Genomic DNA, 15,879 nt, shown 5'->3' with positions numbered 1-15,879 from the left:
ACATGTTGGCAGGCCGAAGCGATTCCGAAGTTCTTGTTGTTACGCACAAATATCCTCCATCCATTGGCGGCATGCAAAAGCAAAGCTATGAGTTGATCAAAAACCTGCAATCATATACAATAGTCCACAAAATTATCTTTAGTGGAAAATACCCTAAAGCGCTATTTTTCTTCTCGGTTGTTCCGTTGTGCTTGTTCAAGGTCTGGGCCAACCCCCGCATAGCTGTCATTCACGCCAACGACGGCCTTATGGCACTGTTTTTAACTCCGCTGCTTTGGCTCACCGGAAAAAAATTGGCCGCCACAGTTCATGGGCTCGATGTTATCTTCAAGTCGACCTTGTATCAGTTTTGGCTCCGCAATTTTTTATCAAAATTTGCCTGGGTCATTGCCGTGAGCGACGAGACAAGGCTTGAATGCATCAAGGCTGGTATCCCCTCAGCCAGGGCGCATTATATCCCCAATGGGTTCGAGCCACTGCCAAGCCCGCAAAAAAATGAGGCCATCTACTCTCTGCTCAGGCAAAGATTTGGAGCAGCCATCAATGACAAATCTTTGATAGTATCTATTGGTCGGCCGATTAAGCGAAAGGGCTTTGTTTGGTTTATCAAAAATGTGCTTCTGCAAATACAAGCCCCTGTTCTTTATGTGATTGTCGGGCCGAGGGAGAAAAATATCGGCCTTATATTATGGCTTTCAAAAGTACTTCCGGCATCGGTCTTTAAGAAACTCGCCCACCTTTTTGGTTTTGGCCTGGAAGCCATTGAACTGGATAAGCTCATGAAAGAGTCGGACTATAGGGACAAAGTGTTATTTACAGGAAAATTACCCCAAACTGAACTTGATCAAGTGCTTTTATATGCAGATCTGTTTGTGATGCCCAACTTACATGTTGACGGTGACTACGAGGGATTTGGCCTCGTGGCTTTGGAAGCAGCTATCAGTGGGCTGGTTTGCCTGGCAGCTAGGGTAGACGGCATTCCATCCGCAGTAAAAGACAATTTCAATGGCTTGCTGCTTCCGTCCGGCGATGGAGAAGTATGGAGCAAGACCGTTGACAAACTACTGTCCGACAAAGAGGCGCTCAAAGACCTGGGTCGCTTGTTCAAAAGCAATACCGAAAAAGAGATGTTCACCTGGGACAGCATGGCGCAAGCTTATTTCAAGCTTTTTCAAAAACCAGTAGCCGATAATCTATGAAAGTGTTTTTCATCGGCTCCTCAAAAATGGGCACCACCAGCATCACAAATGCCCTGAAAGAAAAAGGCCTTCGGGTGACCCATACGCCGCACTTCGGGGTGTACTCTCACCTAACTGAACCAGATGAGGAGTTTTTCTCAAAGTTCGACTACTTTCTCGATGGCAGCCTACACAATTTCCATCACCTCACCGCCTGGTTTCCCGATGCAAAAATAGTTCTGCTGGATCGGGAGCCTTCCCGCTGGATTCTCAGCATGTTCAACTGGTTCAGTCATATCGACGAGCGACATATGAGGGAGGACAAAGCAATCGTCCGCCTTTCCAGGCTCATCATGGGCAAAACAGTCTACCGCCAAATATTAATTGACTGGCTCATTTACAGAAAAAGAGTACTACACTTTTTCCAGGCCGACCCTAGATTTATTCACCTCAATATTGAGGATGGGTCTAGCGAATGGAACCGGCTAATGGAGCACCTCGGCATCCAGCTAGAAATCAAGTGGGACAACAAACAACAGAAAAAATCAACCCCTGAGTGGGTATCGCAAATTGTGGCGGAAGCAGAAAACAAGGCACAGCATGCGAGTGTCCTGTATCCGGAGGTTTCTGAACGATCCGTACGGGATCGCTTGTTTCTATACACCATGGAGGTATTGAGCAAAGATTTTATAAGGGAGAGGCACCTCGTAAAAAACATAAAAGCGGCCGGGAAAAACAATGGCTGGGTCAGTCCTAGAACCTACAGCACCAGCGTCACGCATGTCGCTAAATTTATTCGGGTAGTTTTTTGCCTTGGCCTGAGAATCACTGTTAACCGATCGAACCGGTTAAGCCCGTACATTTACTAAACAGCGGGCCAGCTTTTTTCGAAAAGTCTGTAAAGCTGATCGTTGTAGTCGCTACTCCGATTGGTAGTATTGTACAAGCTTGGTGCCTGCATCATCCCCAAAGAATGAAGGCGAATAAACTGAAATGGGCCCGGCAGCACATACACAGGCACCTGGCTATCTGCCAAAAGGCCGCTGATCAGGATGTCGTCTGCAAAATTGGCCGCCTCATACTTTTCGAAATAATCGGCCGTGGGTTTGAACATCCCCTTTGTAATCATGTAGCTGGAAGCGCCCTGCACGCAATGCACCTGCCCGGGTCCCACAATCACTTCAGTCCTATTGTCGGCACCCAGGATTCTAACTTTCCCTGCACTCACACACTTTCTGTCGGCATGTTGCCCGGTAGCCGGCACTGGCCAGCCCAGCAATGTAAATGCCGCTGCAGGAAACTGCCTTCTGCAATGCAAATAGTGTTCTACCAACCGCTTCGGATAGACCTGATCATCGTCCAGCACGATGATGCTGCTGCCCTCTTCAATATCATCGGCCTGGCAACTGTAAAACCATTTGGTGGCGGGCCCGAGGTCTTTCTCTACCCAACTTATTTCCACCAAAGGGTTGTCCGATAAAAAGCCGGGGATTTTATAAGCCTGCCCGTTCCTGCTTTTTTTGGCGATGCAAAGGAATATCTTGTCAGGCATCACAGTCTGATCCATTAGCGACGTTATGGCAGGACCGATTTTGGCGATGCGCTCAGGGGTGGTAGACAGAGAAATATAAATCGGCTGATCTTCACTTCGTTTCGTGGCAACTATCGACCTTATGCGAAAGCTGGAGCGCCAAAAAGCGTTCAGCCTTAAATACCTCAAAATCTCTCTCAGAGTAACCATCATCTTACGAAAACGCTGTTTTGCTTGAAAGTTGGTTTAGTATGAGATATTGGGCGAACAAAGAATGAAGGATAAATATTATCAGGCCTCCGACAATATCCCGAAAAGACACTCATTGCAGGGTGACTGATTTGATCAGTATCTATCGACGATAAATGTCTCAAAGTTCATTTACTTTGTTCGCAAAACGGTTCATAAAGATGAGTTTAAAAGTTGTGACTTTTGCAAACACGGTTGACGAAAGGATAAACACCCTGAAGAATTCGTGTGCAAAACTCGCTCTACCCCTGGAAATTCTGGGAATTGGTAAAGAATGGAGTACAAACGCTATTAAACTAAGCCTTCTCAATAAATACTTTCTTTCAACAGACGCTAACGACGATGATCACCTGCTGATTGTGGACGCTTTTGATGTTGATGTGATCGGTGGCGAGTCTGACATTTTGGAGCTTTTTTCCAGGCTCAACACTGATATTCTATTTTCAGCCGAAGCTAATTTCTATTTCAGGGATCGCACCCTCAAATACTACTATTGGAAATTTTACCCCCGTGGTGCCACTTACTACGACTATCTTAATTCCGGCTCCTTTATGGGGAAATTAAAGCACCTTCGTCAAATGCTGAGCGACATACAGGCTTTGTACGGAATCGACTTTGCCGACGGACAAGCTTTGACACAAATACGATCAGACCAGTCGCTATTTAGCCGGTTCTATGCAGACTGCAGCTCTCAGCTGTTTAACCCAGCGTACACTATCGCCACCGACGGTCAGCAACAGCTCTTTGCCTGCACAGGCGGGCGAGCGACAGCTGCAAAGTGGCCCCTCCTTTCAAAAAGGCACAGCTTCCTCTTCTTCCAATACGAGCGGAAGCTGCTCAAGACATTTGGACTGGCATCACAGCAAACCATCTTCAGGGACCTGGCGTGGAAAAAGGGCCAACTGCACAACACCGCCACCGGCACCCGCCCACTGGTGATCCATATCCCGGCATCGAGAGAACACTTTCGCAGGCGACTGCAACAATTAAAGGGCAAATACACATTCAACACCACAAGGCTTCTTAAGCCGCTGGCTACTCTTGTTTCATTTGCGGCCTACCTGCAATCGCTGGTGAGCCTGCTACAAATCAACCGGTACAACAAAGGCCGGTCGACGCAACCGCAGGTTTTCAGATACAGCAAGAACTATGGCCCCGACTACCACGAAAGTGCGTCACATTTGAGAAATCTTCTGGAAAAGAAAGAGCCTTTCTGCTTTTCTCATCTCAACGATGGAGAAATCACTTTTATCAGAAAGTACCTTAGCAAAGACAACGAAGCAAAATGGTACGGCAGGAAACAGCAGATATACTCGGAAGTACTGGCCGAACGCCTGCTGACTGCTCTACAAATCAAAAACCACAACTACTTTGTAGGAATCCCCTGCGGCATCTGCTATCCTGAGCTGAAAGCATTGGCTCTGAAGCTCAGACAAGCCGACGAGTTCACAGTGCCGGCGATGACCATCCACCATAACCTCTCGCTGCTGCCAGCTATCCTGGGCGCATTGAGAGGCAGGAAGCTGTTCTTTGTCCTAAACGAGTTTCAGGACCTGACAGTACTCAAAAAGCTGGGATTGGAAGCGGACGAGGCCCGCATCATGAGGGTTCCCTTCAGGAACTCCTACGAGCTTTACGATGAACTTGCTGAACAAAGATTCGAGGACGGCACAGTAGTGATGATGATGTGTGGGATGCTGGCAAAAATTGTCAGCCCGGTTTGGTTCGGAAATAACCCGACCTGCACCTTTCTGGCCTTTGGGTCCAGTATGGACGATTTGATTCAAACGGACAACATCAATTACAAACTTTATCCATCGGAGTTTCCCTACACGAGAAATGTCTATCCCTACCGGTCATTTCTGTTTGGACTAAAAAAACCATGCCCTGAGTGCTTCGATCTCAGAGATGACAACTAGCCATGCGCCTATTTGCCGGTGTGCTGCCTAACGACGTGACCATCTTCAAGCTTGATAATTCTATCGGCCATATGGAAATAGGACTCATCGTGGGTAATCACGATGACAGTCTTTCCTTCTTTCTTCAAATCCGGGATAATTGACCCATAAAATTTCAGTTTGAAAAGCGGATCCTGATTAGCCGCCCACTCATCGAACAGGTAAATTTCTTTGTCTTCCAGTAGCGACCTCAACAGTGACAATCTGCCCTGCTGGCCCGACGACACCCGTATAGTAGACAGCGATTTATCTTTAATATTCACTATCTCTTCGATGTTGAGCATCTTGATGAGCCGCTCGCCATGCGTTTGCAGGTATGTATCGTCAATGTACTGTAGCCCTCTGAACACATGAGAATCTGGGAACAGCGCTGCAAATTGGTTGCGATAGTCTTCATTTTTCCGTTCGTCTATTTCCTGCCCCTGAAATAAAATCTTCCCAGAGCTTGGCCGGTAAAGTCCCACAATCAGTTTGCCAAGCGTCGTTTTACCGCTACCGTTCCCCCCACTCAGGTAAACAATTTCTCCACGGTTGATTGTCAGGTTGAATGGCCCGATGTGAAACCCATTTGCTTCCCTTTCCGAACCATATTCAAACCCCACATCTTCAAGAACAATCAAAGGCTCTGGTCGGGATCCAATCGGGCTCACCGGCTGCCGCTTTGCCTCTTTGTCTGGTTGATACTCAATTCCGAGTTTGCCAATAGCATTGAGCGCTACTTCTACCTTTTTGATATTGTTAAGAAAGGTGGTGGTAATTATCAGTGCCGGCAAAACGAACATCACGACCGTCAGAAATTCTAGCAGCAGACCGCTGTCCATCACCACAATGTCATTATATTTAATCAGCAACACCGAAAGGGAGACAATCACAATCAGCTCGCCAATCTTGGTGACAAATATGTGCAGCGTGCCGAGGATGGTCAGGCTGTCGCTGTGTTTGCGGCTGGTGGGGCCCATAATATCCTGCACGTAAATAGCCTTATGCTTTTTGTTGAGCGACAGCTCCTTGAGCCCTCTCACCAGGCCATTGATATGCTCGAAAATATCATTTTTCAGCTCTCTGATCATCCTCTCCTGTTTATGTACTCTTGGAAAAACGATCATCGAAACCAGGAATACCAGGGCGTAAATGCTCATCACATAGGCCGTAAGCTGCCATGAAAGCCAGAACATATAGGCAACACAGGCAACAACTTTTGAAATTGAAACAAAAAAATCAGGCACCGTTTTGATGAACGCACCAATGGTATTGATGTCGTTATTCAGCACAGGCATTATTTGAAGAGAGTTCTGCTCTACATGAAAAAAATCGGCCTTCAGGATCTTCTTTGATATGGAAAGACGGAGGTCAGATACCTGGCCCTCATACACTTTGGTAAGATAGTGTCCGGCAAACACCGACAAGGCTGTTGAGACAATGATGGAAATATTGAGCTTATAAAAGACCATCATCAACCCGGAATCGCTGGTAATGATTTCGTGAAGGAACTTGATAGACAAAGCATACAACCCTCCGGCCACAATGCTCATCAACATGGCAAAAAACAGCTTTTTCCAGCTTGTCAGAAGTAAAGAGTAGATTAGTTTCACTAAGTGGCTTTTCGTTCTACCTGCCGCTTGTTGCTCAGCAGCAAGGCAGCAAAGTAGGCAAGAAAATTTCCTTTTCTCAAAAAAACCGGCAGCCAGAAGCTCGCCAGATTCTTTATGCAACCAGAAATGGAACATACGAACGACGCCTCAAAAAAGGCGCAAATTTCCCCATAGCGGCACAAAAGCGATAAAAAAAGGTCACTTGTTCCAACTCAAAGGCTGTACTTTGCATCTTGTATTCATTTTTGAAAAATGGCCGCAATAGCTGAGAAACCAGAGAATTCATTTGCCCAGGCAAAAAGATTACCTCAAAAAATAAGGTGACTTTCGTAAACTTCAACCGCTCACTATTACTTAGAAATTGCTACGTTTGAGAACATATTCAGAAACCATGGTTGTCGAAAAAATCACCAAAAAAGTCTAGTAACCAAACAAATTGCACCTAAGTAACCCTGCATTTTACCAAGCTATACCCTAAGCAAAACAACACATGAATAAAGGAAAAACCTGCCTCTTTTCACTTTTCATTCTATTCTCCTCCAGCCTTTTCGGCCAGGTACTCCAGCCAGGTACGCTGGATTTTGAGTACCACAGGCTACTGCTCTTAAAAAATGATTTCGACAAGGAGGCCATCGGCACCTTTCCGTCCATTATTACAGACTTCGCTCCCGACAGCTCCCTTAGCTGGAATCCCTGGGACAACTATCTGGTGCCTTCAACCAATTCGGACAAATTTTCTGTGATTGACCCCACTTTTGGCACTTTATACAATTCTACTGCGCCCCGAAGCTACAACGACGGGGCTGTTTGGAATGGAAAAGGGCTCAATTCATGGTTTACCACCGGCGTGATGGGCAAACTTCCTACCGGCGAAAATGGATACTTTAGCTACACCCTTTCACCTATTGTACACTATGGTCAGAACGCTGCCATCGATATCCCACAACCTATTTACAATAAAAGTCAATATTCGTACCCTTTCTACGAAAGGCTGGATCAGGTGGAAAGGTATGGCGACGAAAGCCTTTTCAAGATTGATCCGGGGCAGTCAGAGGTCAAATACGTTTACCGGGGCATTGCAGCAGGTTTCACTACCCAAAATGAAGTTTGGGGGCCAGCCACCTTCAACCCCATTCTAATGAGTCAGCAGGCGGCGGGCATTCCACGATTCAACCTCGGCTTCAACCGGCCTATAGATACCAAAATCGGACGGCTGGAGGGCAAAGCTTTCTGGGGCATGCTGAAGGAATCCGATTACTATGACAGCAACCCCAACAATAATTACCGTTATATCACCGGCTTCACCGGAGGCTATGCGCCGAGCTTTGTGAAGGGATTGAACCTGGGCCTCCATCGGGTGATGTACAGGCTATGGGAAAGAAGTAGCATGGGAGCGAAAGATGTTTTCGCCGCTTTTGCACATACCTCAAGACAATACGATACCCCGCTAAACGGCATCATTACCAACGATGAGTACGACCAAATGGCTTCCGCCACTATCCGCTGGAATCGTCCAGAATTGGGGCTGGAAATCTACACCGAATATGCGAGAAATGATTTTCCGGGAAATTTCAAAGAATTTGGCCGCAACCCTGATCGCTCGTCCGCCTTTGTGCTCGGTATCACTGAGGCTTTTGAGCTCAGCAACGGAAATACCATTAAGCTCCACTACGAAAACACCAAACTTAGCGCCAACCAGCTCCAGATTGTCAGTATTTTCTCGTCGCCTACCTATTATGTGCACTACTCCATCGCTCATGGCTACACCCAAAACGGCCAAATCATTGGTGCAGGCATAGGCCCCGGCTCAAATACGAATGTGCTCCAGGCGCAGTATTTCACCCCCAAGAGCATGTTCGGCCTCACGGCGCAGGCAATAAGGTTTAATGATGACTACATTCTCAGGGAATACGCCGGGGCCTTGAAATACCCATCAGAGTTTGAGTTTGCCTATTCGGCTAAGTACTACCGACTGTTTGATAAGTTTACAGTTGAAGCCCAGCTACAGTATGCAAAACACTACCACCGGTATTTCGTTGACGGGATCAGCGATAGAAACTTCCAGGCACTACTAAACCTCAGGTATCGCATTAATAATTAATCAGATAGCTCCACGGACTTCTTTTTCACCAGCTCCAAAATAGTTTGGCACTTCGTATGCTTGTATGTTTTCATAAATTTGAATTATGAAAATATTTAGTTTCATCGTCTTTTGCCTGATATCTCAATTCGCTTTCTCACAACACCAGCAGGCGGCAACGGGCCATTTCATCAGGTTTTATAAGGCCGACAACCAGGTCAAGGTGTACATAAATGACTCCTTAACGTATACCAGCAAAGTGTTTGACGGCAACCCAGACCTTAACCTTGACGTGGATTTGGCACCGCACCTGTCCAAAGGGCTAAACACCATAAAAGTTGAGCTTTATAATGGCTACGAAAACAACGATTACAAAGAAGACAGATTCTGGGAAATTCGCTATGAGATGTTTAACAACAACCAGAGCATCGACTACATGCACCAGTTTTCAAGCAATGGGGCGGCGGGCCTCGCCTTCGAATACAAACATGAAATTTATAAAAAGTAAGAGTGAATACTTTTTGTTAACTTTGCGCCTGCACCCTTAAATGAACATTCTTCTGATTCTAAATGCAGTTTATTCTCGTTCTCCCAACACCCTTTGATTGGAAGATGTAGGTTAATTGTGTTACTTCACAGGCCCAGCCGTGACAATGTTTGTTGTAGACTATGAATGACAAATTGAGAAAACGTACGAGTACTTACCAGGAGCCTCAAAAGGTAAAAAGACTTGGTCAGTATCCTTTCTTCCGCCCTATTGAGTCAGAGCAGGGCACAGAAGTAACCATCGACGGTCATCAGGTGCTCATGTTCGGGTCGAACAGCTACCTCGGACTGACCAACCATCCCAAGGTAATGGAAGCCTCAGCGGCGGCCATAAAAAAATACGGTACCGGCTGCGCAGGTTCAAGGTTTTTGAACGGAACGCTCGATCTCCATGTGGAGCTTGAGAACAGGCTGGCGAAGTTCCTGAATAAAGAAGCGGTATTGGTTTACACCACGGGCTTTCAGGTAAATCTGGGAGTGATCCCCTGCCTCACTACCAAAGAAGACACCATCATTCTCGATGAGTTTGACCATGCCTCCATTATAGAGGGCAGCAGGTTGTCGTTTGCAAGAAAACTAAAATTCAGGCACAACGACATGGACGCATTGGAGAAAAAGCTCCAAATGTGTGGCGATTCACAATTGAAGCTCATTGTTGTCGATGGCGTGTTCAGCATGGAAGGTGATATTGCCAACCTGCCGGAAATTGTGCGGCTGGCCAACAAATACGGAGCCACCATCATGACCGATTGTGCGCACGCCATTGGTGTGCTTGGGAAAAACGGCGCCGGCACCTCCAGCCACTTCGATCTCGACAATGAAGTCGATCTCATTGGCGGTACTTTCAGCAAATCGCTGGCATCTATTGGCGGTTTTGTGGCGTCAGACGCCGATACCATCAACTACCTGAAGCACCACTCCAGAGCGCTGATCTTCAGTGCCAGCATGCCAGCTTCTACGGTGGCCTCAGTGCTTGCCGTGCTGGATTTGCTCGAAAGCGACGACTCGTTGATAGCAAAACTTTGGGATAACACCCACCATGCCCACAGGCTTTTCAGAGAATATGGCATCGATATAGGAAAAACGGAGACACCCATTATACCTATCTACGTCAGGAATTTCATGAAGACGTTTGAACTCACTACCGAACTCTTCAAAGCCGGGCTTTTCGTCAATCCTGTTATTCCTCCGGCCGTAGGCCCCGAGGACACCATGATTCGCTTCAGTCTGATGGCGTCGCATACCAAAGAACAAATTGATATTGCAGTCGAAAAAATCTACAAGACCATGAAAAAGCTTGGCATCGAAACGTTACAGGATAAGAACATGGCCGCCCATTGAAAGTCCTGGTCATAGGAGCCAGTGGCTTCATCGGAACCCATATTGTAAAATACGCTGTTAGTCAAAAGCACCAGGTGGTCGCCGGGGTCAGAAAGTCGTCGAGCACCGATCATCTACATGAGCTTCAGGTGCCTGCTGCTGTTTTCAGCTATGACTCCGACGAGTTATTAAGTCAAGAAATAGCGCAGCTCAAACAGTTGTATGGCAAGTTCGACCTCATTATACACAACGCAGGGCTTACAAAAGCCTTCGATCCAAAAAAACTCTTCACCACCAATCAGTTGCTCACGGTAAAGATGGCTGAGCTGGTAGAAAAACAGGAGCTACTCTCAGCAAAAGGGAAATTTGTGTACGTGTCGTCACTGGCCGCCAGAGGCCCCTATGGAGTGCTAAAGCCAGTAACCAATTATGGCAGAAGCAAGCTACTGGCTGAGGAGCAACTTTTGAAAATGTCGCTTCCGGTAGTCATTGTCAGGCCGACTGCCGTTTTTGGACCAGGGGACGCCGCCTTCCTCAAGCTCTTCAAAGCCATCAAAATGAACATTGCTCCCCTGCTTGCCAAGCCTACGCAGCAGCTAACGTTCATTTTTGCCAGAGACCTTGCCAGACTGCTGGTGGACTACGCCCCCGCACAGCCTGACAAGACCATTATTGCGGCGACCGACGGAAAAAACTACTCACCGGGAGAATTATATAGCTGCATTGGCGACTGTATTGCAAAAAAGCCCGTTACTATCCGCATCCCTTCCTTTATCATGATGCCTTATGCCCATGCCAATGAGTTTTTTGCAAAAATCTTCAAAGGGCAGCCTGTGCTGACACCTGAAAAAATGAACGAGCTCACCGCCGACTGGGGAATTGCCGAAGGTGATATCACTCCAAAAGATTTTATTTTCACATCTTTGAGTGATGCACTAAAAGAATCAGCCGAGCATTACAGACAAAACGGCCTTCTGTAAATTATGTCGATTGAAATTAGAGAAGTAAAAACCTCCAAAGACCTAAAGGCTTTTATAAAGTTTCCCTTCAAACTCTACAAAAACCATCCTTGTTGGGTGCCACCACTGGTTCAGTTTGAGGAAAGCACACTCAATAAAGACAAAAACCCTGCGTTTGAGTACTGCTCCGCCGCCTATTTTCTGGCTTACAAAGGACAAGAGATTGTCGGAAGGGTTGCAGGCATTCTCCATGGCACAGAGTTACAGGAAAAGGCCCTTGTCAGGTTTGGATGGGTAGATTTTATTGACGACAGAGATGTGTCAAAAAAGCTTATTGAAGCTGTCGGAAATTGGGCCAAATCAAAAAATGTAAAAAGTATCCACGGGCCGTTGGGCTTTACCGACCTTGACTTTGAAGGCACCCTCATTGAGGGGTTCGACCAGGTTGCTACGCAAGCAACTATTTACAATTACCCTTATTACAAGGATCACTTTGAAGCACTGGGTTTTGAAAAAGCCTGCGACTGGCTGGAAGGACGGGGCGTAGTGCCAAAAGAGATTCCAAAAAGGCTGAAACGAACGGCGGAAATTATTGAAGGCCGCTTCAAATTCAAGGTAAAGGAATTCAAGACCAATAAGGAAATGTTGGTTTATGCCAATAGTATCTTTGAAATTTTGAATGAGTCGTACGCCAATTTGTATGGCTATTATCCCCTCTCCCAAAAGCAGATTGACTATTACGTGAAGCAATATTTTGGACTGGTAAGAAAGGAGTATGTGAGCGTGGTTGTAAATGAGAGCGACGAAGCCATCGGGTTCGCTATTTGTTTCCCTTCTTTTTCGAAGGCCTTTCAAAAGGCCAAAGGCTCACTTTTTCCGTTTGGTTTTTATCACGTGCTGAAAGATTTTTATTTTAACAAAACCCTCGACATGTTTCTCATTGGGGTGAAGCCTGAATATCAAAAGCTTGGAGCAAATGTTCTTATCTTTAGAAGCATGTTAAATAATTTCATTAAAACAGGCGCTACCAACGTAATGACGGGCCCTATGCTCGAAGAAAATTTCAACGTGCTTAATCTGTGGAACGACTACACCGGAGAAGGCAACCGGCTTGCCATCCGCCGAAGGTGTTTCATTAAACCCGTCCAGCCATGAGCAAATGGGCATTGATCTTAGGGGGTTCCTCAGGTATTGGGCTGGCTACCGCACAGAAGTTAGGCAAAAGTGGCTGGAACCTGCTCATTGTCCACAGAGATCGTCGCTCCGTGCTGGCCGATATTGAAGCTGCATTTAATGAAATCAGGAAATCAGGTGCTCAGCTAATCTCTTTCAACTTCGACGCCACCAGCCAGGAGAAAATCGACGAACACCTGCCGCAGTTCAGAAAGGCTTTGGGTAATGCCAATATCAGCCTGATGCTTCACTCTGTTTCCCGGGGCAACCTGAAGCCATTTGTTTCAAAAGACGGCCCTGAGCTTGACCTTCAGGACTTGCAGCTGACAATAGACGCCATGGCCCTCAATGTGTTTACCTGGGCCCGCACGCTGCTAAAAAACAACTTCTTTGCCAAACCTGCCCGCATCATCACGTTGACTTCCATGGGTAACGATCGGGTATGGGAAGGCTACGGTGCCATCGCCCTGGCAAAATCAGCCCTCGAAACATTGACCAGGTACCTGGCTGTGGAACTTGCCCCGCACAATATCAGGGTAAATACCATACAGGCAGGCGTGACACTCACACCTTCTTTGAAGATGATCCCCTCCTACGAAAAGATGATCGAATTGGTAACCAAAAACAACCCGATGGGTAGAATGACTCAGCCAGAAGATGTAGCGAATGCCATTTACCTGTTATCTTTGGATGAAGCCAACTGGATCAACGGAAGCACCATTCATGTGGATGGTGGCGAACACCTACTATGAGCGAACTGTTTGCAGCCATTATTCAAAAACTACCCTACAGTCCACCTTTTTTGTTTGTGGATGAAATACTCAGTGCTGACGAAGACTCTATCACGGGAACCTACAAACTAAAAAAAGATGAGTTTTTTTACCAGGGCCATTTTCCAGGCAATCCTGTCACTCCCGGCGTAATCATCACTGAAGTGATGGCACAAATTGGCCTGGTTTGTTTTGGTATCTACCTCAACAGCAGCAGCAACTCCAACGGAATGGATGAAAAAGTGCCTGTTTTCACGTCGTCCTGCGTCGATTTCTACTCGCCAGCCTACCCGGAGCAAACACTTGAGGTGACTTCCTCCAAAATTTATTATAGATTCGGTAAGTTGAAATGCCGGATTGAATGCCACAACAGAGACACACAGCAACTGGTTTGTAAAGGCGATCTGTCGGGCCTACTAGTGAATAAAAATGAGCTTAAATAAACGAGTAGTTATCACGGGACTTGGCGTAGTGGCACCAAATGCTACGGGAAAAGTGGCTTTTGAACACGCCTTGCGAGGCATGAAGTCTGGTATTGCTAAAATACCCGGTTTAACCGAACACAACCTGGGCTGCCAAATTGCTGGTGAACCGGAGGTATCGGTTGAGTACAAGCTCAGCCTCCTTCCCGAACTGCTCAACAAAATGCTCGACAACCATGGCGTGATCTATGGCTGTTTGTCGGGTCTGGAAGCCTGGAAAGATGCGGGCCTTACGGTTGACTATGACAAATTTGACCCTGAACTAGGCATCATCTATGGAGGTGGAGCACTGAGTATGGACGAAAGCATAGGGCCCCGCTTCGACCTGGTGAATGCCGGACAGGTGAGAAAGCTGGGCACTAAAACCATTACTCAGTCGATGAACAGCGGGGTGAGTGCCTACCTCAACGGCATGCTCGGAGCAGGCAACCGTGTCATGTCCAACTCGTCGGCCTGCAGCACTGGCACCGAAGCGGCCATCATGGGCTATGAGCTTATTAAAAGTGGCAAAGCGAAGCGAATGCTGTGTGGCAGCTCCGAAGGCAAAGGCAAATACATCTGGGGGGCTTTCGACTCGATGCGTGTGCTTTGCAGAGACTCCAACGACAACCCGACATTTGGCTCAAGGCCCATGAGCAGCACATCGTCGGGTTTTGTGCCCGGCGCAGGAGGTGGAGCGCTGGTGCTGGAAGAACTCGACACAGCCCTTGCCAGAGGTGCCCGGATTTATGCGGAAATCCTCGGAGGCGATGTCAACTCGGGTGGACAAAGAATGGGAGGATCCATGACAGCCCCCAACTCCACCGCCGTGCAGGCTTGTATCAAAAATGCCATCAAAGAAGCTGGGATAACACCTGAGTCTATCGACCTCATTTCCGGTCACCTCACCTCCACCATGGCCGATCCTATTGAGCTCAATAACTGGGTGGAAGCGCTCAGTGTTCCTGCTGCTGACTTCCCGTTGGTAAATGCCACCAAATCAATGATCGGGCACTGCATTGCTGGTGCCGGCTCTATCGAGTTGGTGGGGTGCGCACTTCAAATGCATGGCAACTTTGTGCATGGAAACCTCAATATAGAGGAGCTTCACCCCGAGATTCTGAAGATTATTCCGGCTGAGAAAATCCCGACAGCTACTGTGGAAACCAACCTTAATATCGTGGCTAAAGCCAACTTTGGCTTTGGGGACGTGAATAGTTGTATTATTTTGCGGAAGTTTTCGTCCTAAAAACCTTACCAACCACCCAAATGACAAAAGATCAGATCAAAGCAGAAATCAAAGGCGTCATTGAGCCGTATGTGATGCAAAAGGAGCTATTGGACAACCTCTCGGACGAAATACAACTCATTGGCGATCTTAAGATTAACTCAGCCCACGTGGTGGATATCGTGCTTGATATTGAGGAGAAGTACGATATTACGATTGACGATGAGTCGATCAACAAAATGAATACGATTGGTGAAGCGATTGAAGTGATCCTGGAAAAAATGAAAAAGGATTGATTGGAGTTGACATTGTTGACCTGACAGACCCACTTCTCAAACCCCGTTCTCAAAGGGCACTACGTTTTATTTCCCGCCCCAACGATCATTGCCCTGAAGGCACCGACGATGAAATCATGTATTGGCTGTTTTGGGCAGCCAAAGAGGCTGTTTTCAAAGCCGAAAGGCAAAGACTGGCGTTTTCACCGAAAGAAATTGAGGTGGTCTACTCCAAAAAAGCCGGCGACAGGCTGCTTTACCGTGGAAAATGGCTGAATGAGATTAACGGCTATTCTATCCTGAAAAAAGACAACATCATTTCTGTAGCAACGAACTCAAATATAGAAGCCGTAAAATGGAAGGCCTTCAAGCTGAACACGTCTAATCAATCTCAGGAACTTCGTGATTGTTTTCAGAGAGAAATGGGGCCAGACTTTCAAATATTACCGGATGTGGCAGGTTTGCCGACCGTAAGACACAACTATGCCACCAAACCCGCCAGCATCAGCCACCACCACCATTTGGGTGTGGTGGCATGGATCGAAAGGTAAAACCCAAA

Annotated in this window: 15 protein-coding genes; 13 read left to right on the top strand and 2 right to left on the bottom strand. The window is 47.0% G+C overall.

The window, feature by feature from the left end; all coding sequences use genetic code 11:
* Positions 1–2: 2 nt before the first annotated feature.
* On the top strand, positions 3–1,199 hold the full coding sequence (locus RIF36_RS11740) for a glycosyltransferase family 4 protein (protein WP_350127544.1): 1,197 nt from the start codon (positions 3–5) through the stop codon (positions 1,197–1,199).
* Positions 1,196–2,047 (top strand): sulfotransferase, encoded by an 852-nt coding sequence (locus RIF36_RS11735; protein ID WP_350149352.1) that lies wholly within the window; start codon positions 1,196–1,198, stop codon positions 2,045–2,047. The genes RIF36_RS11740 and RIF36_RS11735 overlap by 4 nt, the downstream gene beginning before the upstream one ends.
* Here RIF36_RS11735 and RIF36_RS11730 read toward each other — a convergent pair.
* A complete protein-coding gene (locus RIF36_RS11730) occupies positions 2,044–2,922 on the bottom strand; it encodes a hypothetical protein (protein ID WP_350127550.1) in 879 nt (292 codons plus the stop codon). The two genes, RIF36_RS11735 and RIF36_RS11730, sit on opposite strands and share 4 nt — an antisense overlap.
* A gap of 197 nt (positions 2,923–3,119) precedes the next feature.
* On the opposite strand from RIF36_RS11730, the gene RIF36_RS11725 reads away from it, so the two are divergent.
* Positions 3,120–4,877 (top strand): glycosyltransferase domain-containing protein, encoded by a 1,758-nt coding sequence (locus tag RIF36_RS11725; RefSeq protein ID WP_350074869.1) that lies wholly within the window; start codon positions 3,120–3,122, stop codon positions 4,875–4,877.
* Between the two features lie 8 nt (positions 4,878–4,885).
* Here the strand turns inward: RIF36_RS11725 and RIF36_RS11720 are convergent, their stop codons facing one another.
* A complete protein-coding gene (locus tag RIF36_RS11720; RefSeq protein ID WP_350127553.1) occupies positions 4,886–6,508 on the bottom strand; it encodes a cyclic peptide export ABC transporter in 1,623 nt (540 codons plus the stop codon).
* A gap of 490 nt (positions 6,509–6,998) precedes the next feature.
* On the opposite strand from RIF36_RS11720, the gene RIF36_RS11715 reads away from it, so the two are divergent.
* The 10 genes from RIF36_RS11715 (at position 6,999) to RIF36_RS11670 (ending at position 15,871) form a co-directional block, all read left to right on the top strand.
* Entirely contained in the window at positions 6,999–8,609 is a 1,611-nt protein-coding gene (locus RIF36_RS11715) for a capsule assembly Wzi family protein (protein ID WP_350127556.1), read from the top strand.
* 85 nt (positions 8,610–8,694) lie between these two features.
* Positions 8,695–9,096, top strand: a complete 402-nt coding sequence (locus RIF36_RS11710; RefSeq protein ID WP_350127559.1) for a hypothetical protein — start codon at positions 8,695–8,697, stop codon at positions 9,094–9,096.
* A 161-nt stretch (positions 9,097–9,257) separates the two neighbouring features.
* Positions 9,258–10,475 (top strand): aminotransferase class I/II-fold pyridoxal phosphate-dependent enzyme, encoded by a 1,218-nt coding sequence (locus RIF36_RS11705; protein WP_350127562.1) that lies wholly within the window; start codon positions 9,258–9,260, stop codon positions 10,473–10,475.
* Complete coding sequence (locus RIF36_RS11700; RefSeq protein WP_350127565.1) at positions 10,472–11,434, top strand: NAD-dependent epimerase/dehydratase family protein; 963 nt, start codon at positions 10,472–10,474, stop codon at positions 11,432–11,434. Before RIF36_RS11705 ends, RIF36_RS11700 begins: the two co-directional genes overlap by 4 nt.
* A gap of 3 nt (positions 11,435–11,437) precedes the next feature.
* The gene (locus RIF36_RS11695) at positions 11,438–12,568 is read left to right on the top strand and encodes a hypothetical protein (RefSeq protein WP_350127568.1); all 1,131 of its coding nucleotides are present in this window, start codon (positions 11,438–11,440) and stop codon (positions 12,566–12,568) included.
* The gene (locus RIF36_RS11690; RefSeq protein ID WP_350127571.1) at positions 12,565–13,338 is read left to right on the top strand and encodes an SDR family NAD(P)-dependent oxidoreductase; all 774 of its coding nucleotides are present in this window, start codon (positions 12,565–12,567) and stop codon (positions 13,336–13,338) included. Before RIF36_RS11695 ends, RIF36_RS11690 begins: the two co-directional genes overlap by 4 nt.
* On the top strand, positions 13,335–13,799 hold the full coding sequence (locus RIF36_RS11685) for a 3-hydroxyacyl-ACP dehydratase FabZ family protein (protein WP_350127574.1): 465 nt from the start codon (positions 13,335–13,337) through the stop codon (positions 13,797–13,799). Before RIF36_RS11690 ends, RIF36_RS11685 begins: the two co-directional genes overlap by 4 nt.
* Positions 13,786–15,066, top strand: coding sequence for a beta-ketoacyl-[acyl-carrier-protein] synthase family protein (locus RIF36_RS11680; RefSeq protein WP_350127577.1), 1,281 nt, complete (start codon positions 13,786–13,788; stop codon positions 15,064–15,066). The genes RIF36_RS11685 and RIF36_RS11680 overlap by 14 nt, the downstream gene beginning before the upstream one ends.
* A gap of 20 nt (positions 15,067–15,086) precedes the next feature.
* Positions 15,087–15,341: an acyl carrier protein gene (locus RIF36_RS11675; RefSeq protein ID WP_350074889.1), complete on the top strand. Its 255-nt coding sequence runs from the start codon at positions 15,087–15,089 to the stop codon at positions 15,339–15,341.
* On the top strand, positions 15,338–15,871 hold the full coding sequence (locus RIF36_RS11670; RefSeq protein WP_350127580.1) for a 4'-phosphopantetheinyl transferase superfamily protein: 534 nt from the start codon (positions 15,338–15,340) through the stop codon (positions 15,869–15,871). The genes RIF36_RS11675 and RIF36_RS11670 overlap by 4 nt, the downstream gene beginning before the upstream one ends.
* The last annotated feature ends 8 nt before the right edge of the window (positions 15,872–15,879 follow it).

The organism is Imperialibacter sp. (assembly GCF_040222815.1).
Lineage (GTDB): Bacteria > Bacteroidota > Bacteroidia > Cytophagales > Cyclobacteriaceae > Imperialibacter.
The sequence above is the reverse complement of the archived record's forward strand: the minus strand, read 5'-3'. Positions and strand labels throughout refer to the sequence as shown.

Bases quoted from the DNA above. Each gene is read 5' to 3' on its own strand.
- RIF36_RS11740 (WP_350127544.1), top strand. From the start codon at position 3: ATGTTGGCAGGCCGAAGCGATTCCGAAGTTCTTGTTGTTACGCACAAA.
- RIF36_RS11735 (WP_350149352.1), top strand. From the start codon at position 1,196: ATGAAAGTGTTTTTCATCGGCTCCTCAAAAATGGGCACCACCAGCATC.
- RIF36_RS11730 (WP_350127550.1), bottom strand. From the start codon at position 2,922: ATGATGGTTACTCTGAGAGAGATTTTGAGGTATTTAAGGCTGAACGCT.
- RIF36_RS11725 (WP_350074869.1), top strand. From the start codon at position 3,120: ATGAGTTTAAAAGTTGTGACTTTTGCAAACACGGTTGACGAAAGGATA.
- RIF36_RS11715 (WP_350127556.1), top strand. From the start codon at position 6,999: ATGAATAAAGGAAAAACCTGCCTCTTTTCACTTTTCATTCTATTCTCC.
- RIF36_RS11710 (WP_350127559.1), top strand. From the start codon at position 8,695: ATGAAAATATTTAGTTTCATCGTCTTTTGCCTGATATCTCAATTCGCT.
- RIF36_RS11705 (WP_350127562.1), top strand. From the start codon at position 9,258: ATGAATGACAAATTGAGAAAACGTACGAGTACTTACCAGGAGCCTCAA.
- RIF36_RS11695 (WP_350127568.1), top strand. From the start codon at position 11,438: ATGTCGATTGAAATTAGAGAAGTAAAAACCTCCAAAGACCTAAAGGCT.
- RIF36_RS11690 (WP_350127571.1), top strand. From the start codon at position 12,565: ATGAGCAAATGGGCATTGATCTTAGGGGGTTCCTCAGGTATTGGGCTG.
- RIF36_RS11685 (WP_350127574.1), top strand. From the start codon at position 13,335: ATGAGCGAACTGTTTGCAGCCATTATTCAAAAACTACCCTACAGTCCA.
- RIF36_RS11680 (WP_350127577.1), top strand. From the start codon at position 13,786: ATGAGCTTAAATAAACGAGTAGTTATCACGGGACTTGGCGTAGTGGCA.
- RIF36_RS11675 (WP_350074889.1), top strand. From the start codon at position 15,087: ATGACAAAAGATCAGATCAAAGCAGAAATCAAAGGCGTCATTGAGCCG.